The 20790-nt window shown below is 58.6% G+C and carries 16 protein-coding genes; 11 read left to right on the top strand and 5 right to left on the bottom strand.

Features of this window, described 5'->3' with window-relative positions; translation table 11 throughout:
* Nucleotides 1–231 precede the first annotated feature (231 nt).
* Together EKK30_RS01265 and EKK30_RS01260 are read left to right on the top strand one after the other, a co-directional pair.
* Nucleotides 232–447, top strand: a complete 216-nt coding sequence (locus EKK30_RS01265) for a hypothetical protein (protein ID WP_290979043.1) — start codon at nucleotides 232–234, stop codon at nucleotides 445–447.
* Nucleotides 448–922: 475 nt separating this feature from the next.
* Entirely contained in the window at nucleotides 923–1222 is a 300-nt protein-coding gene (locus EKK30_RS01260) for a hypothetical protein (RefSeq protein ID WP_290979041.1), read from the top strand.
* A gap of 57 nt (nucleotides 1223–1279) precedes the next feature.
* Here EKK30_RS01260 and EKK30_RS01255 read toward each other — a convergent pair whose 3' ends face one another.
* A complete protein-coding gene (locus EKK30_RS01255) occupies nucleotides 1280–2335 on the bottom strand; it encodes an NAD(P)-dependent alcohol dehydrogenase (protein WP_290979038.1) in 1056 nt (351 codons plus the stop codon).
* A gap of 193 nt (nucleotides 2336–2528) precedes the next feature.
* Between EKK30_RS01255 and EKK30_RS01250 the strand changes: the two genes are divergently transcribed.
* Entirely contained in the window at nucleotides 2529–3776 is a 1248-nt protein-coding gene (locus tag EKK30_RS01250) for an MFS transporter (RefSeq protein WP_290979035.1), read from the top strand.
* 72 nt (nucleotides 3777–3848) lie between these two features.
* On the opposite strand, the gene EKK30_RS01245 is transcribed toward EKK30_RS01250, so the two are convergent.
* Together EKK30_RS01245 and EKK30_RS01240 are read right to left on the bottom strand one after the other, a co-directional pair.
* Nucleotides 3849–5285: an AMP-binding protein gene (locus tag EKK30_RS01245; RefSeq protein ID WP_290979032.1), complete on the bottom strand. Its 1437-nt coding sequence runs from the start codon at nucleotides 5283–5285 to the stop codon at nucleotides 3849–3851.
* Between the two features lie 219 nt (nucleotides 5286–5504).
* A complete protein-coding gene (locus EKK30_RS01240) occupies nucleotides 5505–6152 on the bottom strand; it encodes a DedA family protein (protein WP_290979028.1) in 648 nt (215 codons plus the stop codon).
* 210 nt (nucleotides 6153–6362) lie between these two features.
* On the opposite strand from EKK30_RS01240, the gene EKK30_RS01235 reads away from it, so the two are divergent.
* The 7 genes from EKK30_RS01235 (at nucleotide 6363) to EKK30_RS01205 (ending at nucleotide 17064) form a co-directional block, all read left to right on the top strand.
* Complete coding sequence (locus EKK30_RS01235; protein ID WP_290979025.1) at nucleotides 6363–7262, top strand: alpha/beta hydrolase; 900 nt, start codon at nucleotides 6363–6365, stop codon at nucleotides 7260–7262.
* Between the two features lie 170 nt (nucleotides 7263–7432).
* A complete protein-coding gene (locus tag EKK30_RS01230) occupies nucleotides 7433–7885 on the top strand; it encodes a (2Fe-2S)-binding protein (protein ID WP_290979022.1) in 453 nt (150 codons plus the stop codon).
* A 14-nt stretch (nucleotides 7886–7899) separates the two neighbouring features.
* Nucleotides 7900–10053, top strand: coding sequence for a xanthine dehydrogenase family protein molybdopterin-binding subunit (locus EKK30_RS01225; RefSeq protein WP_290979020.1), 2154 nt, complete (start codon nucleotides 7900–7902; stop codon nucleotides 10051–10053).
* On the top strand, nucleotides 10050–11387 hold the full coding sequence (locus tag EKK30_RS01220) for a cytochrome c (protein ID WP_290979018.1): 1338 nt from the start codon (nucleotides 10050–10052) through the stop codon (nucleotides 11385–11387). The genes EKK30_RS01225 and EKK30_RS01220 overlap by 4 nt, the downstream gene beginning before the upstream one ends.
* Nucleotides 11388–11496: 109 nt before the next feature.
* Nucleotides 11497–12534, top strand: a complete 1038-nt coding sequence (locus tag EKK30_RS01215; protein WP_290979016.1) for a siroheme synthase — start codon at nucleotides 11497–11499, stop codon at nucleotides 12532–12534.
* A 336-nt stretch (nucleotides 12535–12870) separates the two neighbouring features.
* Complete coding sequence (locus EKK30_RS01210; protein WP_290979015.1) at nucleotides 12871–15021, top strand: OmpA family protein; 2151 nt, start codon at nucleotides 12871–12873, stop codon at nucleotides 15019–15021.
* A 159-nt stretch (nucleotides 15022–15180) separates the two neighbouring features.
* Nucleotides 15181–17064, top strand: a complete 1884-nt coding sequence (locus tag EKK30_RS01205; RefSeq protein ID WP_290979012.1) for a hypothetical protein — start codon at nucleotides 15181–15183, stop codon at nucleotides 17062–17064.
* Here the strand turns inward: EKK30_RS01205 and EKK30_RS01200 are convergent.
* Both EKK30_RS01200 and EKK30_RS01195 read right to left on the bottom strand, forming a co-directional pair.
* Nucleotides 17004–17975 carry an alpha/beta hydrolase gene (locus EKK30_RS01200; RefSeq protein WP_290979009.1) on the bottom strand — a complete coding sequence of 324 codons (972 nt, stop codon included), beginning with the start codon at nucleotides 17973–17975 and terminating at the stop codon, nucleotides 17004–17006. The genes EKK30_RS01205 and EKK30_RS01200 overlap by 61 nt on opposite strands.
* 18 nt (nucleotides 17976–17993) lie before the next feature.
* Nucleotides 17994–20147 carry a lytic transglycosylase domain-containing protein gene (locus tag EKK30_RS01195; protein ID WP_290979006.1) on the bottom strand — a complete coding sequence of 718 codons (2154 nt, stop codon included), beginning with the start codon at nucleotides 20145–20147 and terminating at the stop codon, nucleotides 17994–17996.
* Between the two features lie 344 nt (nucleotides 20148–20491).
* Between EKK30_RS01195 and EKK30_RS01190 the strand changes: the two genes are divergently transcribed.
* The coding region (locus tag EKK30_RS01190) for a dihydrodipicolinate synthase family protein (RefSeq protein WP_290979068.1) at nucleotides 20492–20790 on the top strand (299 nt) is incomplete at its 3' end.

Below are 20790 nucleotides of genomic sequence, written 5' to 3'. Positions count from 1 at the left end.
GCCGAGTGGCTGAAGGCAACGGTTTGCTAAATCGTCATACGCTTTAAAGGCGTATCGAGGGTTCGAATCCCTCCGTCTCCGCCATAGTGCTCCAAGGATTTAAACCTTTTGACCCGAGTGGAAGCGTCTTCCTGGGGGCACGCGAGCGCGCTCTCATGCACTTGGCGGGCGTGCCCAGCGGAACAGTCGTGGTGATCCTGAACGTCTATTAGCAGCACGCGGAATGCTTTGATGGGAGACGAGATCATGCACGAGTTACAAATTGAGCTGGACCGGCTTCTTGGAGAGCTTGCTGAACTCGACCGCAACTTCGGCTGTAGAAGCGACGACAGCGGTAATATCAGTCTCATGATCTTGGCCCGTCGCGGCACCAAAACTGCAATTGCGGAGGTGAGAAGGCAAATGGCGCAGATCGATCGAGGATCGCTGGAGAGCGCCCCGGTTTGACCGAAGCGACGCAGTTTGCATGCGGCTCCGAATGAGGCGCTGGGCTGCCACATATGATTGTCAGCCCCAACTTTTTTCTAGTAGCAATGAAATTCTCTCGTGTCTCGCCATCCCTAACCGAACTTTGTAGATTTGATTATGGGGTGCGCAATGACCCCGAGCGACGACGTACAAACCCCGTTATCTTCCCGGTCATGCTGGAAATCGATGCAGTTCGCTAACCGCCCGGCGGGCGCCTAGGAGGCCAGCCGGGCGGTCCGGGCGGTGCTTTGTCCTCATGCTCGGGGGGAGCGTGATTGCTTCATCAACGATTGTTGTGGGCTGCGGTTGCAGGCTTCGCGTGCGATTTTTGTCGCATGCGATTGGACGGCGGCGGCATCTTCTTAGTCGCGGAGACATGGTCGGCGAAACTGCTATGAGACCTCCCGAATAGGAGTTCTCGCGTGCCGCTCGCGAAATGAGAGAGACGATCTTCTTGCGCCGTACGGCACTCTACGTGTCTTTTCTCGTGCTTGGTATCGCAATGGCATCCTGGATTACGCGCACGGCCGCCATCCGGGACGCGATCGGGGCATCGACGGAGCAAATGGGCCTCGTCCTATTTGGTCTCTCACTCGGGTCGATGAGCGGCATCCTTGCGGCGAGCCCACTCGTCTCAAAATTCGGTACCCGTCCAATCGCAATCTGCGGCATCGGCTTTGTCATGGTGGCGATGGGAATTATCGGAACCGGGGTGTTGCTTGGCAGCAAACTTATGACCGCAGCGAAAACTTGAATCACGTACTGGCGGCAGGCTCTGAACGTCGTGGCCCGCCGCCTCTGTGCAATGGCATTAGTCGAGCGTCGCCATATCAATGACGAAGCGGTATTTGACGTCGCTCTTCAACATCCGATCGTAGGCGTGATCAATATCCTTCATCGCGATCATCTCGACATCGCAAGTTATGCCTCGCTCGGCACAAAAATCCAGCATCTCCTGGGTCTCGGCGATTCCGCCTATTAGCGAACCGGCGATCGCCTTCCGACCAAAAACAAGCGGGAAGACAGAGGGAGAGGGATGGGGCTCTTCGGGTACGCCGACGAGCGTCAGCGTTCCATCGCGCTTCAATAACGACGTGAGGGCATCGAGATTGTGGGATGCCGCGACTGTATCGAGGATGAAGTCAAAGGTGCCGGTGTGAGCGACCATTTCTTCTCGATTTTTTGACACGACGACTTCGTCAGCACCGAGGTCCAGCGCCGCCTGTCTCTTCGAATCCGAAGTCGTAAACGCGACAACATGAGCGCCGAGAGCGTGTGCGAGTTTGACGCCCATGTGGCCAAGGCCACCAATACCAACGATGCCGACCTTCTTTCCTGGGCCTACGTTCCAATGCCTCAGCGGCGACCACGTTGTAATTCCGGCGCACAGCAACGGCGCGGCCGCGCCGAGCTGTTCTTTCGAATGGCGGACGCTAAGAACAAAGTGCTCGTCGACGACTATATTCTTCGAATAGCCGCCAAACGTATTTGGAAGGCCGCCCTTTGCCGCGCCGTTGTAAGTACCGGTAAAGCTGTGCGGCCCCTCGCAGTACTGCTCCAGATCATCCTCGCATGAGCGGCACTGGCGGCAGCTATCGACCATGCATCCGACGGCGGCGACATCACCGACCTTGAACTTCGTTACGTCTTTTCCGACGGCGCTGACAGTCCCGATGATCTCATGTCCGGGAACGCATGGGTAAAGGATGCCGGGCCACTCGCCTCGAGCGGTGTGAAGATCTGAATGGCAGACACCGCAGTAGAGGATGTCAATGGCGAGGTCTTTCGGACCGGGCTCTCTACGATCGATTGAGATGGGTGAAAGAGGTGCTTTAGCCGATGCCGCCGCGTATGCCTTCGTTTTCATGAACGCCCTTTTCGCCTGTGTTTGGGAAATGATCTACGAAGCCCCGAGGGGACGTTTCGGTATACACAGGGGCAAAAGTCTATGTCGACCAATTCGTTCCGTAGGATGGATAGGCGCGCGCTTTGGCGTCAGTTGTTGCTGCGAGGAACGAGCACCGCTAAGGGTCGAACAATAATGGTCAGGGGATATCGAAGTGCAGGTTAGCCGTGCGGCGTGGACCATTGTCGGCCTGCTATGGGTCGTATGCCTGCTAAGCTATCTTGATCGCCAGCTCGTTGCGGCCATGCCCGGGCCAATCAAAGCCGATTTAAAACTCGGCGACGAAAAATTCGGTTTGCTGTCATCGGTCTTTCTCTGGATATACGGTTTTTGTTCGCCCGTTGCAGGCTACATCGCTGATCGGGTCAGCAAGCGCCTCATTATAGTTGTCAGCCTCCTCATTTGGTCGGCGGCAACTTTCCTCAGCGGTCTGGCGACTTCCTTTGAGGGAATGCTGTTTGCGCGCGCCACGCTCGGCGTGAGCGAAGCCTTTTATATGCCCGCGGCGGTTTCGCTCATCGTTGCCTATCATCGCGGGCCGACACGAAGCCGTGCGACGGGCCTGCATCTCAGCGGTGTCTACGTTGGTTCGATAATCGGCGGGCTGGGCGGGGCGATGGCCGAAGCCTTTGGGTGGCGCTTGGTCTTTCTGGTCATTGGGGCACTTGGCGTCGCATACGCGTTCGTGCTCATGGTTCTATTTCCGCAGCGAACGGCGGAGATCGATCCGGCATCCCCTGAAGATGCGGCTCCGCTTTTCCCCGATGGCGGAACTATGCGGTCGCTTCTGTCGAAGAGGAGCTTTCTTCTCCTGCTGGGTATGAACTTGCTCAATGGAGCCGCCTATTGGCCGGTTCGGAACTGGATCGCCGAGTTCTTTCGCGCGGAAATAGGTGTGAGTTCTGCATGGGCCGGAGTTTACGGACCAATGACCTTCAATGGTGCCGCCTTTCTTGGGATGTTGGTGGCCAGCAATCTCTCTGATTGGTGGATGGCGCGAAATGTGCGCGCCCGATCCCTTGTGCCGGCGTTTGGATTTTTGATCGCGGCGCCATTTCTCTTTATTCTTGGCGCTAGCGATTACATCCCACTCGTCCTCATGTGCTTGATCGTCACCGGCATGTCCCAGGGTTTCCTCGACGCCAACTTGATGCCGGCGACGTGCACGGTCGTTGATCCTCGCTGCCGTGCGGCCGCATATGGGCTCCTCAATTTCGCTGGCACGACAGCGGGCGGCGGGATGACATTTGTCGGGGGCTGGTTGAAAGAGCAGCATATTCCGTTCAGCGCTACTTTTCAGGCCGCGAGCGGTCTCATCCTCCTAGCGGGATTGCTTCTGCTTTTTGTGCGGCCGCCGGCAAATGCCCGCTCGCTTGTGAACGCAGGCCTCAACGGTAAATGACTTCAACCGCGCGATTTGGAACGGCCACTGTTTTAAGGCGACGGGCACCGCGGATGTGATCTCGGCCTACTATCAGCTCTCGTTGGCAACCAATGGCCGATCCGACGAAGCGAACGGCGCGGGACCGAACACATTCTTTGCGCGCCGGATTTTGCCGGAGGTCTCGGGCTCGATCTTGTCGACGAGTTCGATATCGAAATGAATTACGTCGGCAAGACCTTCGGACGTGACGGAGTGCTTGATCAGGCGGCGCAGCTTCTCGACCGATAGGGTCTTCCCAGGAAGCGGGGCAGCGCGCAGGACGAATGTGTTCACGCCCGTTTGCAGGAACTGATGTTCCGCCAGATCCGTCTCGGTGTGAAGCGCAAGCAGGAAAACGTAATAAGGTAGGTCGCGAATATCGCCATTCACGTTGACCCAGAACTGATCTTTCGTCCTTCCTTCGACAGCCGCGATCAGGGGAAGAAGGCTCCCGCACTTGCAGGGTTCTGCGCTGATCGTGACGATGTCATCGATTTCGTAGCGAATGATCGGCTGCGCGAGGTTATATAGATTTGTGAGGAGCACTTTGCTGCCAGGTGTGCCGTTGGGCACGGGATTGTTGTTCGCGTCGACAACCTCGAGAATCGCCAGTTCATCGTTGAGGTGGCTGCCGTGGGTCGCTTGACATCCACACGTCAGGGCCATGCACTCCGCCATGCTGTAGATGTTGGTGATGTGAACGCCGAAGGCCTTCTCAACCGTTTCGGCGATCGCTTCCGGCAACGGCTCACTGATGTTGGTAATCTGCTCAAGATCACCCTTCAGCTTAAGATTACCCGCCTTCAGTTCCCGCGTAATCGTCTCAAGCGCACTGGTGTAGCTCGTGATGAAATTCGGCTGGAAACGATTGAGCTGGTCGACAAGGATCTCGGGTGGATCGAACACGGATAGACGTTGCAACTTGATGTAGCGACGCGCCCGCTCGGGGAAGTAGTTGAAGAACGTGCTGCTCGGATAAAACCCAGGTTTCTGCGTGACGATCGCAAAGCGTGCCGGATTAAGCAATTTATGGAGGTAGGGAAGAAAGCGCCGCGTGAGAGGTTTGCCGCGCGCGAACTGCGCCGCAAAGGTCGTCAGGATCGCCTTCTTGTCCTGAACGATGATGGCGGGCTGGCCCTGACTCCCCGACGTATGACAGACAGCGTAATTTTCTTTGTAGTAGGCACCTACATTCGCCGGATCAGACATGAACCTTTCGAGGTCGGCACGCCGAAGCGCGCGGTCCGTCAATACGTCGTCGAGGTTCGCCATCATCTCCGACTTGTTCATGGTCGGCAGATCAGTGATGGCGCAGGTTGCCAGATCGATGCCTTTGAAGCGCTTGCGATAGTACGGCGAGTTCTCGTTGGCATAGCGGAGAAGATTTCTGAACCGGGCTTCCCGCTCTCTAGCGCGACGCTCCATGTCCGCCGGGCGAGGCGGCAGTAGCGAACGGATCGCGAGTGCGAGCTTCACTTGGTCCGACACGGCCCGGAGAAATCCTCTCATCAGATATAAGCCCTTGCGATATCGAGACGTTCGGTTTGCGTGGCGAGGCGGAAGGCCCGCGCTAGCGACTGGTCGTATGACCGGCGGCTTAAGTATGACAGCGAAGTCGAAAATGGCAGCGGAAAGTGCTTCCGATACATTTTTTCATCGGCCTTTCCAGTTCAGTTAGATGTCCACCGTTGCGTCCATCTACGTCCTTCATTGGTGAGAAGATTGGGGCAGAGGGCCAGGGATTGAAGCTTCGGCTTGGGCCTGCAGTTCCGCTTCATGTCGCCTCAGGTAGAGGAAAATGGCTAGAAGGACCGAGGCCGCCACTACTGCCGCGGCGGTGCCGACCGGTCCTCGAAGCTCATGAATCTCTCGCCCGAGAGTATAGGCGGATATGCCCACGATCGTCGCCCAGACAAGGCCCCCTAGCGCATTCGCAACCAAGAAACGTGGCCACGCCAGTTGATTAACGCCAGCCAGGAACGCGGCGAGAAAACGTAGAACTGCAAAAAAGCGCCCAAAGAAAACGACGGCGCCGCCATAGCGCTGAAACAGGTATTGGCCCAGCTTGATACGGCCTTCCGATATGCCGATGGCGGGACCGAACCGGAGCACGAGGCGATACCCAAAATAGCGTCCGATCAGATAGCCGATATTGTCCCCGATGATTGCACCAATCGCGGCGGCCGCGATCACCATGGCGATGTTGCCGCCGTGGGTTGAAGCGTAAACCGAAGCGAGGATGAGCACGGCTTCTCCGGGCAGCGGAATGCCCAGGCTTTCGAGCCCGACAATCAAGGCGACCGTCCAGACGCCGTACGTTTGAAAGAGGTAATGCAGTTGGTCTGGAGAGATCAATCGCCATTCCTAGGAGCTGTTGACGGGAAGCGTGGTCACACGCGTACGGTTGCTCGCAAACTAAAGTCAATTGGGCGGCCAGCCTAGCCTTTGAGAAACTGCGGGTTCGGTTTGGGGGGGCCGGGTTAAGTTTGAATGCTTGTCAACCATCGACAAAGATTGGCGCATCGCATGTGTTGCGCAAATTGAGATCGAAATCAAAAATGACTGATGATCTGGATCGCGAAATCAGTCTGGGAGGAAAAAAGCCTTTCGACGATGCCTTTTGGCATTGCTGGCGATATGGCGTTCCGAATTTTCTGTACGCCAAGGCTATCGCATTATCGGGCGCCCAATCAGTCCGCTCTCGTTGAGCGCGCGCGCTTTCATCTGCGTAAGGCGGAGTGGCGGCGGATTACGACTCCGGTAGCCGATATCCAAACATACACGTTTCATCCAGAGCAATCGCCATCACGAGGCACCATACTCGTCTCGCACGGGTGGACGAGCGAAGCTTCCTTCATGACGGCGATCGCGGAGCCGATCCGACGCGCGGGATTTCGCGTGGTGTTATTCGATCTGCCGGCGCATGGGCTGAGCGGCGGTCAATCCACCCACCTCGTCGATTGCGCCCGCGCCACCTCGTTCGTTGCGCGAGTCATAGGTAATTTAGACGCCATTGTCGCTCATTCCTTTGGCGGGATGATTTCACTCGTGGCGGCGGAAGGATTGTCGCCAATGCCCGGGCCACTCGATATCCCGCGAGTGGTCCTTATCGCGTGTCCGAACCGATTGTCGCAGGTGACCTCGGACTTCTCCCGCCACTGGGGCCTATCTCAAGCCGGACATCGAGCTTTCGAGCATCGGCTGGAACGGGTAGGAGGCCGGCCGATCGGCCAATTTACAATCGTCAAGATCCTGCAATCGATGCGCAGCAATGTCCTCGTGATGCATGATCGGGACGATGAAGACGTGTCGTTCGAAAGCGCGGAAGAGATCGCTGCTTGCGTCGATCGCGCAGAACTCGTCGAGTTGAGGGGATTTGGTCATCGGAACATTCTTTTGGCGCCGCCCGTTATGCGGTTTATGGTTTCCTTCCTCGTCCGCGGAACGAATGGCGTCGGTGGTTGATCAATGCTTGGCGGCATCGATATTTCTCCGTGACTACATCTGCTGTCCGAAAGCGCACAATTTCCGACATCCCCGCGACGTTGATCAAAAGGATGATAACGGTAATATAAGGGTCATCGAAAGCTGCGATCGCTTGCTTCGATAATTCAAATTCTCGCCGGGAAGCTTCGATGATCACTCTTCACGTCAATGGCCAACCTCACGATGTGGATGCCTCGCCCGATACTCCGTTGCTCTGGGCGCTTCGCGACGTGCTTGGTATGACCGGGACGAAATTTGGATGCGGCATCGCGCAGTGCGGCGCCTGTACCGTGCATGTCGATGGCCAAGCTGTCCGATCGTGTCAGCTGTCGATCGGTTCGGTCGGTGATCAGGCCATCACCACTATCGAAGGGATTGGTTCTTCCGATGTCGGCGCCAAGGTGCAAAAGGCATGGCTTGATCTCGAGGTCATCCAGTGTGGCTATTGTCAATCAGGTCAGATCATGTCTGCAGCTGCGCTGTTAGCGCATAAGCCTCATCCAACGGACGAAGACATCGATGCGGCGATGGCAGGCAATATCTGCCGCTGTGGGACGTACGTCCGCATCCGCGAAGCCATCAAAAAAGCTACCGCGGCTTGAGGAGGAGCTTACTCATGGAAAAAATTGCTACCTCCGAAATTTCAAAGCTTTCACGGCGAGCCCTGCTGCAGGCTGGGGCTGCCGGTATACTCCTCTTGAGCTTCCGACTGCCCCAGGCGCGAGCGGCTGGCGACACATTTGCGCCCAACGCGTTCATTCGCGTTGGAAACGATGACGTTGTCACGCTGGTGATGCCGCAAGTGGAGATGGGGCAAGGCATCTATACCGCGCTTGCCATGATTTTGGCCGACGAGCTTGATGCGAATTTCGATAAGGTCGTTCTTCAGCATGCTCCGCCGGATAAGGCATACAACAATCCCATTTTTGGTGTGCAGGCGACAGGCGGTTCGACGTCGGTGCGCGCCTTTTGGGATCCTCTTCGCAAGGCGGGCGCATCGGCGCGCGGCATGCTGGTCGAGGCAGCCGCGCAGCAGTGGAGCGTCGATCCTTCCACCTGTAGAGCATCCAATAGTGAAGTCATTCACGATGCGAGCGGGCGCAAAGTCGGTTACGGTGCCGTCGCATCGCTTGCGGCGACCCTGAAGCCGGTGTCGGATCCAAAGCTCAAGACGCTCAAAGACTTCACGCTCGTGGGCAGGCCGGTGCAACGGAAGGACACGCCGGACAAGACGAACGGCAAGTGTCAGTACGGTATCGATGCGATGCCAGCGGGCGTGAAATTCGCAGTCATCGCGGAATGTCCCGTATTCGGCGGCAAAGTCGGTCATGTCGACGATGCGAAGGCCAAGGCCATCAAGGGTGTTCAGCAAATCGTCGTGCTGGATGATTGCGTCGCGGTGGTCGGCGACACAACGTGGACAGCAATTCGTGGACTGTCAGCGCTCGACATTACATGGAATGAGGGCGCCAACGCGAACGTCGACTCTGCCCAGATTTGGGAAGCTCTGAGAACTGCCAGCAAGGGGCCGGGAGCGGTCGCTAAGAAAGTCGGCGATGTGGATGCGGCCTTTGCTGGGGGAACGCACTACGAGGGTGTCTATGAACTCCCATTTCTAGCGCACGCGACGATGGAGCCTTTGAACTGCACCCTGCACTACACGAAGGATGCGTGCGAGGTTTGGACGGGAACCCAGGTTATTGGCCGCGTGCAGGAGTACGTGGCAAAGGCGCTGGATCTTCCGATCGAGAAGGTGACTGTCCATAACTTCTATATCGGCGGAGGGTTCGGTCGGCGCCTTGAGCAGGATATGGCCATCAAAGCAGCGCGCATCGCCAAGGAGGTTGATGGGCCGGTCAAAGTGATGTGGAGGCGCGAGGAAGACACTCAGCACGACGTCTACCGGCCAGTTTATCACAACGCCGTTTCCGCCAGCGTGAAGGACGGGAAGATCGTCGGCTGGACCCATCGGATCACCGGTTCTTCGGTGATCGTGCGCTGGTTGCCGCCAGCATTCAAAGATGGCGTCGACATTGATGCCGTCGATGGCGCGGCAGATCAGCCGTACGGGTTTCCCAACCTCAAGGTCGAATATATTCGTGCCGAGCCGCCGGCGGTTCCAACCGGTTTCTGGCGAGGCGTCGGGCCAAACAACAACTTCTTCACGATCGAAAGCTTCATTGACGAGATCGCTCATCGCGAGAAAGTCGACCCCGTTGCCTTCCGTTTGCGGCATCTCGACGGAAACCCGCGTCTCAAGGCAGCCATTCAGCTTGCGGCAGAGAAGGGGAATTGGGGATCGACACTGTCTTCGCCGCGGATGGGTAGGGGAATCTCGGCGCAGAATGCGTTCGGCAGTTTTATCGCAACGGTATGCGAGGCCGAAGTCGATGAATCGGGAGAAGTGCGCGTCCACCGTTTGGTGGCCGCCGTCGACACCGGCATCATGGTCAATCCTGATACGATCGTAGCGCAGCTCGAAGGTGGATTAATATTTGGGCTCACTGCCGCTCTTTTCGGGGAGATAACGATTGAGAATGGCCGCGTGCAGCAAAGCAACTTCAACGATTACCGCATACTGCGGATCGACGAAGCGCCGAAAATTGAGGTCCACCTCATTCCGAGCACCGAGCACCCGGGCGGAATTGGCGAGACAGGCACGACCGCAGCGCCGCCTGCCCTTTGCAACGCTCTCTTTGCAGCGACAGGCGTCCGCCTGACGAGGCTTCCAATTGATCGCAATGCCCTCGCCGGGAGAAAGCCTGCATGAAACGCTTCCATTGGGGACTTCTGGCGCTTGCGATCGTCGCGTGCGTCGTAGCCGCTTGGATTATCTACGTCCCGGGCCCGACGGCGTTCGCGAGTGGCAGCACCGTTGCGCTTGGCGACTACAAGGGCACCAATCCCACTGGCGTTCCGGTAAGTCTTGCTAGCGGGGACATCGTCAAACGCGGCGAGTATCTGACGCGCGCGGCAGATTGCGAAGCCTGCCATACGGCGAAAGGCGGCGTTCCTTATGCGGGCGGTCTTGCTTTCAACTTGCCGTTCGGCACGCTTTATTCGCCCAACATTACGCCCGACAAGGAAACCGGCATCGGTAACTGGACTGATGCCGACTTCATCAATGCGTTGCACAAGGGCATCGCGCCCGATGGATCGCGATTTTATCCGGCTTTTCCTTACCCATCCTATACGCTCTTGACCAACGACGATGTGCTCGCGATCAAGGCTTATCTCTTCAGCCTTAAGCCGGTGCGTCAGGAGACTGAGCCCAATTCGCTCGCCTTTCCCTTCAACCAGCGCTGGGGAATGATGTTCTGGTCGCTGTTCTACAACAGCAACGAACGATATCGACCGAACCCCAGCCAGAGCGCGGAATGGAACCGCGGCGCGTATCTCGCAGAAGCGCTGGGGCATTGCGGTGAATGTCATACCCCGCGCAACCTGCTCCAGGCCGTGGACAACAAGAAGAAATTTGCTGGAGCTGTCACAGCCGGCTGGCGAGCCTACAACATCACGCAAGACGCGACCAGCGGCATCGGCAGTTGGGACCTCGATACGACGGCGAAGTTTTTGGCCCATGGCCATGTCGAAGGTCTGGGAACTGCCTCCGGGCCCATGGGCGAAGCCATCGACATGAGCCTACGTCATATGGCTCCGGAAGATATCAATGCGCTTGTGGTCTATCTGAAATCCATCCCGGCAATCGCCGATACTTCGTTGCCGCTGCCCAAGACAATGTTGGCCTCCGGTTTTCCAACCAATCAGGAGATCGCTGAGAACGCGCGGGGAGCCATGATCTTCGCCGGGGCATGTGCAGCTTGCCACGGATGGTCAGGCAAGAGTCCGATCTTGAGCTATGCCGATTTTGTAGGGGGCCGAACGGTGAATGATCCGACCGCTCGAAACGTCGCCCAGGCGATCATTTGGGGCGTCACGCGGCACACGCCGAACGGCGTCGTAACGATGCCTGGTTTCGGAAAGGCGTATTCCGACGAAGAGATCGCAGCGGTGTCCAACTACATCACGGCTCGATTCGGAGCCGAAAAATCGCGAATTACCGCTGCTGATATAAAAACCATCGGCAAGCAGGCGTCGCAATAGTTAAGGCCGTAGAGGTGCGATCCTTTGACTGAAAAGCCTTGTTCGATGGGGTTGCGGCCGATAGGAAACTCAGGCATCGCCGCGCGAGTGGCCGCAGGTTTGAGTTTTGATGTCGAACGCTTCATCGGGTGACGCAACTTCGCGTATAGGGCCGCTGGCGAATTTGCCGGTGTTCTACAAGCTGGGCGGTAAGCGTGTCGTGCTTGTGGGCGGGGGAGAACCCGCACTCTGGAAAGCGGAGCTTCTTTCGGCGACAGGTGCGCGGGTCGAGGTGTTTGCAGAAGCGTTCGCTGACGGATTTCACGACCTCGCCCAGACTCCGCCAAGCGGTGAGATCGTTTTGGTCCCGAAGCGTTGGCATCCGGACGATTTGAAGTCGGCAGCGCTCGCCGTCGGCGCATTTTCGAATGAGACTGAGGCAGGGGCGTTCGCGGCGGCGGCACGTGCGGCAGGTGTGCCCGTCAATGTGGTTGATCGGCCTGCGTTCTGCGATTTTCAGTTTGGAGCCATCGTCAATCGCTCGCCGCTAATCGTCGGAATATCGACTGATGGTGCCGCTCCCGTGTTTGGGCAAGCTGTCCGCTCGCTCATTGAAGGGCTCTTGCCGGAGAGTTTCAAACTCTGGGCCGCGGCTGCACGCGATCTTCGACGCGAAGGTGGCCGTTTTGGAGATACGCCTGGAGAGAAGAGACGGTTCTGGCAGCGCTTCGCAGAGCTTGCGCTACGCAACGCCGATCGCGGTCCGCGCGAAAGCGATTTCACGCAGCTGAGCGAATACGGCGTCGAGACCGAGGCACACCCTGTTATTTTCATCGAAGTAGGGCAAGACGCGGATGATTTGACGCTGGGGGCGGTACGGCAACTTCGTTCCGCTGACGAAATCTTCTTCGACGTTGGCATCCCGGCCGCCATTCTGGACTTCGCCCGTCGTGAAGCTCGAAGGCATGAACTGAATGAGGGCGAGACAGACGCGCAAAGTTTAGCGCACGAGATTTCTCGCTCCGCCGCCAATAACGCGCGCGTGGTAAGATTGCGGCTGAGAGCCTGCAAGAGCCCCTCCATATTTCCGGAAGGGGACATTCTGCGAAGCGCGGGCGTAGCGGTCCGGATCATTCCGACGGCTGACGGTCATGGCGATAACGGCTAGGCGCCCTCGGCGCGAAGATCTCGAATTATCGTTCGTTGCCATGCCCTTGCCGTGAACGCATGCGAGCAACGCCCGCAAGAGGCCGGGGAGCCACACACTGTGATCGCTTATGTCGTTGATCGATAAAATCTAACGGTATCAGCGTCTTAACCTGGGGCGGCAAAACCCTGCTGTTCTTGGAAAGGTCTGTCCTCTTGTCTATACTTCGCCTTGGGGGTCCGCTCGGATCAGAGGCTTTTCCACGCCGGGCGGGGTTAGCGCATCGCTTTCCTGAAGGTGGGGTTTTGCTCGTTCCGCGGCAGCGAGACGTGGGTAAGCATACGGAGTCGCGTGCGCATGCGCTGCAATCCAACATATTGGCTGTTGGGCCTGGTCCCGATCGCAATGTTGAGCTGGGTTGCCGTTCAACTCGAGCAGACGAATATCGAACTCGATCTATCCCGGCGCGCTGAAGACGCTCTCCGCAGATCTGGGTTTTCGTGGGCTAATCCACATTTCGCTGGTCGTGATGCAGTGGTGACGGGTCGTGCTGCCGACGAACGGGACCCGGCGGGGGCGCTGAGCAGCTTGCGGAACGTCTGGGGTGTGCGGGTCGCTTCAGACCGGTCGGAGTTGATCGACAGCGTTGCGGATTACCGTTGGTCAGCGACGGCATCCGGCGACGGCAGGGTAGATCTCCAAGGGGAGGTCCCGTCCGAGGAAGTTCGCGAGGCGCTTCTCGCAGCGGCGCACAGAGACTTCGCGGGGCAGACAGTTTCAGATGGAATGCGTCTCGCGCGCGGATCGTTCAATCGAGAGGCTTGGCTTGCCGGTGCGACGTTCGGGTTGAAAAATCTGTCCGAGCTCAAGCGAGGCGAAGCAAGGCTCGCGGTGCTCGATCTTTCGATTGCCGGTGAGGCTAGAACATCCGAAGCGTACCGCTCTGTGCGAGCGGCACTGGCCGAACGGAGACCAGCCGGAATCGGATTGTCCCAAGAAAACGTCACACCGCCGGTCGCTCGGCCCTTTATTTGGAGCATCAAGAAGAGTGGTGCCGGGCTATCCCTCGCTGGCTTCACGCGCTCGGATGAAGAGCGGGAACGCATCGGAGTTCGCGCGAAGCAGTTGTTCGGCGGCATGACGGTTGCCGACAATACGGACATTGCCGACGGCGCGCCTGAGGGCTGGGAAAAGGCGGTCATGGTAGCGCTCGACCAGCTCGCACAGCTGCGCACGGGCGATGTCGCCATACGGGATCGCGAGATGATGTTTTCTGGTGAGGCGCCCAATGAGCAGGTGGCTTCCGCGGTCAAGCGAACGCTAAAGCTTCAAGTCCCGCAGAACTTCCGCATTCTTGAGCAAGTGCGGTTTCCGCGCCCGGATGTGGCGCTTCCCAGCAGCGGCTATGTGATGGGAATCGTCAACTCCGGGGCCTCGCTTGACCTCGTTGGTATGGTTCCGAGCGAGGCAGCGCGTGGAGCGTTGATCGACGCCATCAAAGCGCGGTTTCCCGGCCGCGCGGTCAACGACAAGACGCAAGTCGCGCCGGGCGCCCCGGATGGCTGGCAGCAATGCGTTGTGGCTGGACTCTCCTCGTTACCTCGCCTGAAAAAGGGAAAGTCGGTTCTCACCGACCGTAAGCTCGAGCTTTCGGGGGAGACGGATGATTATGCCGCTTCGCAGGCCGTTCCGAGCGATGTCAAAGCGGCCGCCGGTCAAACGTGTGAAACGACGACAGACATTGCCTTCACCGGCCAAATGAAGACGGATCTGACCTGGAAGGCCATCCGCGAGCCAAATGGCATGGTCACGATCGCGGGTGAAGCACCGGATGATGCGTCGCGTCAGCGCCTGATCGAGATCGCGCAGCAGATTTACGCAGGCTCCAGTGTCACCGACAACATGAAGATCGTCGGCGCTTCTTCCGAGCCGTGGTCTTCGGCGGCGCACCTGGGCCTTGAAGAGATGGCGCGCCTCAAGAATGGCGAGGTTTCGATCGCCGGCAAAGAATTCGTCATCAAGGGTGCGGCCGAGAGCGACCAAGTCGCGAGCGACATTCGAAGCGTGCTGTCGACGGACCTGCCGCCCGGTTTCAAGAGCCGCGATGAAATCACCGTCATGTCGGTCGAAGAGAAGGCGGCGGACAGCTGCCAAACGCTCATGCGTCAAGCTTCCGCTAAGGGCACGATCAATTTTGCGCGGGCCAAAGCGGACCTCACGCCTGACAGCTCGCAAACTTTGCGCGATCTCGCTCAAATCGCCAACGAGTGTCCAAGTTTCAAAATCCAAATCGAAGGTCATACGGACGCGGAGGGTACGGATGAGCGCAATCAGCGCCTTTCGGACCGGCGTGCGCGGGCTGTTGCCGACTTTCTTTCGGAGAATGGCGTCGATCCGCGCCGATTGACGACGATCGGCTACGGTGCGACGCGGCCGATCGCCGACAACGCGTCTGAAGAAGGGCGAGCGAAAAATCGGCGGATAGAATTCACCGTCAAGGTCAATTGAGGAAGAGAGGGGACTGCATGGACTATCTTTTCATCAAGCTGATCTGGTGGGTTGCGCTCGCGTTCGCGCTGGGCCTCGTCACCGGTTGGATTACGTGTCGAGAGTCGAAGAGCTGATGATCGTTGATAGCGGGCGTCCGGGCATGTGGCTGGTTGGGAAATGACGTATCTACTGCTGCAAACGTTTCTGCTGCTTATGGCGTCCTACTTCCTCGGCGCGTTCGTGGCGTGCCTTGCTAAACGCATGCTGTTCGGTGCGGGGGCGACAGACGCCGAAGACATGCTGGTCCCCGCTCAGGCGGATGTGGCCGCTCCTCCTGTCGTTGTGCCACCTCAGCCGGTTGGCCGCCGTGCCGCGCAGCCATCCTTCCAATCCGTTGCACCGAGGGCGATAGACCCCGTGCAACCCAAAATCGAAGTTCTTCGGCGTCCGGAACCGCGACCGGCACCCGCGGTGCTCGACCCTTCCCGTTTCGAACGCGCGCTCACAGGGCCCGACTTCAACGAGGGAGTGCCTCGGATCGCCGTGGCAGAAATCCGGCCTGCCGTGTTGAAGCCCGTGACAGGTATTTACAAGCCCAAGCCGCCTGAACCGCCGCCCGTTCCAGATGTGCCAATCGAAGTTGCTGCGGCCGAACCGGCAGTAGAGCATGTCGAAGACACCGCCGATGTCGTGGCCGAAGAAGAAGTGATCGCGAAGACCGAGCCGCGTCCAGGCGGCTTAGCAGCGAGGCTGCGCGATGCGACGACAGCTGCGGCAGCAGGCGCGGTCGCAGCGGCCAAAGCCGCGGCGGCTGCCTCAATCGCGTTTCCGACGATGGGATCGTCACGCAAAAGTGGCGTTGGTCAAGCCAAGGACGCAGAGACGTCTTCGGACACGTCCGAGACTGCAAACTCGGAAGTGTCTAACGCGGCGGGGGCGGAGACCGATCTCGATAAGTTTCACGCGACCCAGCCTCCAGTCGAAAGCGAACTGCCTGAGGCAGACGACAAAACGGGCAGCACGGAATATGTCAGCGCGCTCGGCCACGGCATTGAGCAAGAGCTGGCTGCGGATGCAGCTCAAGAGGAACAACCTGAGCCGGAAGTCTCAGCCGCGCTGGAGCCTGAACCCGAGGCTCGTCCGCCCGAGCAGGTTCAACCTGCCGCAACGATTGAAGAGGGCGATGATTTTCAGCGTATCCGCGCCATTGATGGCAACATCGAACAACACCTTAAGTCGCGCGGCATTATTTACTTCGAACACATCGCGGCGTGGAGTGCGTCGGACGTGAGGCGCGTTGGGCAGGAACTCGACCTGCCCGGTCGGATCGAGCGCGAACAGTGGGTCGAGCAGGCACAGATCCTGGCGAAGGGCGGGGAGACCTACTATTCCCGCAACCGTAGAGCCATGCTGAAGGCGGCGGCGGAGGCATCCGGCGCGGTCCCGATGGCAGGTCAACAGGAAGTCGGATCATCCGATCCTGCCTCTAACCGAAAGGATTCACCGCCTCAACAAACGAGCACCGCTTTGCAGGCTGAGCCGCTTGTTGGCGTCGCGGCTGCGAGCCAGGGGCGATCCGTCGCCGAAATGGCAGCCGCGGCGGCAGCCGCAATAGCGGCTTCTTCGGCCAGCGTTACACGTGGACTAAAACCGATCGAACCGATTTCACCTCTTTCGAAGGTCGATCCAAAGCTCTCGATGCCGGCGCGCATTACAGACGCGATCCGGGAGAAAGAATCGAGCGTGACCACGGTCGAGATAGTGAAGGAAAGCCTTCCGCAAGCACCGGACGACGACGCGGGAAGTGACGACCTGAAGCGAATTCGCGGGATTGGCGTTTTGATCGAAAAGCGGCTCCACGCTATGGGCATCCGGCGCTACGACCAGATTGCGAATTGGACGAGCGGTGATATCGACCGCGTCAGCCGGATGCTCGAGTTCAAGGGGCGCATTGAGCGAGAAAGTTGGGTGGAGCAGGCACGTATCCTGGCCAGCGGAGGTCAGACGGAATTTTCGCGTCGCGTCGACAAGGGTGAGGTCGATACGAGCCGTGAAGCGTAGTGGGATCGACCGGCTTCGCGGGGCGATGCGGCCGCTTTGCTATCGGTCTCCGTGAAGAATGATGCGACCGCCGCAATCGAGACTTCATCGCGCAGAAGAGGCGCGTGGCCTTCATCGGGAACCGTGTGGGTTGATAACTTCGGGTGGCGCTGTCCCATTTCCTGAACCGTAGCCTCGGACAGCAGGTCGGAATTGGCTCCGCGTAGCACGAGAACCGGAATGCGTTTCATGGCTTCGAACTGCGGCCAGAGCTTCGGTATCGGTCCATCAAGGACCGAGAGGCAACGCGCGAGCTTCGGATCATAGCCACTGACAGGCTTGCCATTTTTTTCATTGAAGAGTTGGCGGGCGACGGCAGCGTGGTCCTGGTCCGACAATTTTGGAAAATCGCGTGCCATGAGGTCGCCAACGATGCGTGCCGCGTCCGCCCAAGTCTTGGGCACGGGGACGCGCCCAACGTAGCCCGCGATGCGCGCCAGACCTTCGCTTTCTATGACTGGGCCGATGTCGTTCAGGACGACCGCACCCATCAGCGAAGGTTGTGCGGCGGCCAACACCATCGAAATGAGACCTCCGCGCGACGTGCCTATGATGCCGGCGTTGCGGACGCCGAGCATGGTCATGAAATCGATGGCGTCCTGCATTTCGATCGGCACGGCATAGTTCTTCCAATCGGAGTCGTGTTCCGAAAGACCGCGTCCTCGCGTGTCCAGCGTGAAAACATCACGCGGCTTGGAGCCGCTGCTCAACGCATTGGCGATTACGTGGAAGTCCCGACTGTTCCGCGTGAGACCGGCTAGGCAAACGATCGGACGTGCATTCGAAGGCGTCTTCGCCCGATAGTGGCGTCCGTACAGACGGAGGCCATCGCGGCTTGTGAAATAGATGTCCTCGAAGTCCGCAGTGGCCATGCTTCGCCCCGTCTCTATTCAACCGTCGTTGTTTTCGGCAACACCTTCGCCGGGATCGTTGTCCTTCGGCACCTTTGAGTCACCTCTGTCCCGCAGAAGATCTTGCTGCAAGCGCAGCGGATTTTTCATTCCGAGACGGGCGCGATAGATCTGGATGTTCGCCAGCACCTTAGTGACGTAGTCGCGGGTCTCGGTGATCGGTATGCGCTCGATCCAATCGATCGGATCGACGTTCTGATCGCGAGGGTCGCCAAATTCGCGGATCCATTGGCGGGCTCGTCCAGGTCCGGCATTGTAGCCCGCAAGCCCAAGTACATACGACCCGCCGAATTCATCCATGCGATCGCCGATGTAGGCAGAGGAGATCGTAACATTGTATTGAGTGTCGGATAGGAGCCGCGGTATCTGGCACTTGATCTTATAATCCTTGCAGACATGGCGGGCGGTCATTGGCATCACCTGCAGCAGACCGCGAGCACCGGCACCCGACACAATTTGCGAGTTAAACTCCGTTTCCTGACGCGCAATTCCGAGCAGAAACGGCAGTTCGGGTGGCGAGCGCAGCGGGGTATATCCGGGGAAGGTTTTCAAAGGGTAGCCGTAAGTCAGCAAGTTCTGACCCTTGCCGATTGCAATCTTCGCAATCCGAAGAGACATCTGCTGATCATCGAGCTCCTGTGCGAGATAAGCGACCATACCGACCTCAGCTTCCATCGCTGCACTGTTGCGAAGTCCAGCGAGGAAAGTCCGTGTGATCTCGCGTGAGAGATTTGCTTTGTCAGCAAAAACCAGTGCGTGCGCTACGTCCGAAGTCGTAAGTTTGCGGATTTGGGCAGCGGTCGGAAAAGCGGGGGGCGTTATGTCCAAACGGGTGCGGCCCGGCTCAAGCATCTGCATGGCGAGAAGGCCGTGAAAGGTGTCGGGGTTGCTTGCGGCAATTCGATATTGAGCGTTGGCAGAGGCCTTGTCTCCAAGCGCTTCCTCGACTCGTCCCAACCAGTAAGCGGCCTTTGCGCGGCTAAGCGGTCCGTCGGCGGCGTTCGCCATGTCCTTGAAATGACTTTCGGCAATGCGCGGCTTTTTTAAGTACCGGAAGGCGATCCAGCCGGCCATGAACGTCTGGTCCTTACGGGGATTTACGGTGAGAGGCCCGGCGTCCTTCACGAGTTCGTATGCGAGCTTGGGATTGCCGGTCTTCAATGCGCCATACGCTAGCTCGCGCCGTTCTCCCCACCACTCATCGAGCGCTGCAATCTTGTTGGGGTCCGGCGGGATGGCGAGGATGATCTCGGCTGCTTCTTCAATTTTTCCGGCCTTCCTCAAAAGCTGGGCTTTGTGAAATGCCAGTCCGGTATCATCTCTGCTCCCTGGGGGAAGGGCGCTCATCAGAGCCTCAGCATTCGAGGCCTTATTGAAGACGGCCAGCCGAGCGGCCGCCTTCTTCTGTTCCCCAGTCGGCAGCAGCGGAATGAGACGCTTAGCCAATGCAACTCGATCTTTCCGGTTGCCTGCGTAGCGGACATCGTCGGTGATGAGCCGATCGAAGCGCCATTTATGGTCGGCTGGCGTGAGCAGATTCCCGAACCGATCCAAAAAGCCGTTTTCGAGGTCTGGCGGCAGGTTCATCTCGCGCCATACTCGGGCTGCGAGCTTGCGGGCTTCTCCTGTATTGCCTTCGGCGAGATTGGCAGAGGCGAGAGCGGCGTAACCGGCTCCGGTTTCGGGCTGGCCCTCAGCGAAGTAGGACTTGATCGCATTCGCGCTGCCACCGCGCGTGAATACGGCCTCCTCGAAGCCTTCGGTGATAGTCGAGCGGTCTGGCCATGAGGGGTGTTCTCGAAGAAAGCTCCGAAACTCCTGTGGCTCGCCCAAGCCAGCTCGGAGGCGGATCCACTCGGCAAGCGTGCGCCCCACTGGATCTGCGATGTTGGTCTTGGCAGCGGTAAAGGCCGCCATGTCTTTGGCGCGAACGGCGGCGACGCTATCACGAAGCGCTGCTGCATCGCTCGGTGCGGGGGCCCATGACAGGAGCGGGCTGAGCGCGGCGCTGAGTTTCCTGGCTTGATCTTTCTCAGCGGCAAGCGGCTGCGGCGCCGGGACAGGCTTCAACGACGGATCGGCTGAGGCCGGCCCGCCCACGAGGAACGGGTTGGCCCACACGGAAAGAGCCAAAACACCCGCTGTTAACAGGGATCGAGAGCTGATTCGCGTTTTGGGATCGAGGCTTAGATGCATTGCTCCCCAATGGCTAAAACGCCGTGCTCGCCCCGATCTTGCGGCAAGCGTAATGAACGCCTAATGTTACAAGGCTTGCGTCGCTAGCAACGATACCACGCATTAAGCGGTGATATGGATGCTGAGGCAAGCGGTTCAGGCCGGACGAGTGGCACGCACGTACGGCAGGACCGTGGCCCATAGCCAGTATGGCATGAGTCTTCGCGACGTTTGATTTCCCGATCGTGGTGGGGCATCCGCTAGACGGTTCCTGTCTCTGCCTTTCAGGTTTAAGGCTACGCATGTTTAGAGGTTCAATTACGGCGCTCGTCACGCCGTTCCGCAATGGCAAGGTGGACGAAGCCGCGTTCACGCGATTTGTCGATTGGCAGATCACGGAGGGCACGCACGGTCTGGTGCCTGTTGGCACGACGGGTGAAAGTCCCACTCTGGACTACGACGAGCACAAGCGCGTCATTGAGCTTACGGTCTCCACGGCAAAGAAGCGCGTGCCGGTGATCGCCGGCACCGGTTCCAATTCGACCGACGAGGCTGTCGAACTATCGCAATATGCGGAGAAGGTCGGGGCTGACGCGGTGCT

Source organism: Hyphomicrobium sp. (assembly GCF_003987855.1).
Classification (GTDB): Bacteria; Pseudomonadota; Alphaproteobacteria; order Rhizobiales; family Hyphomicrobiaceae; genus Hyphomicrobium_B.
The sequence above is the reverse complement of the archived record's forward strand: the minus strand, read 5'-3'. Positions and strand labels throughout refer to the sequence as shown.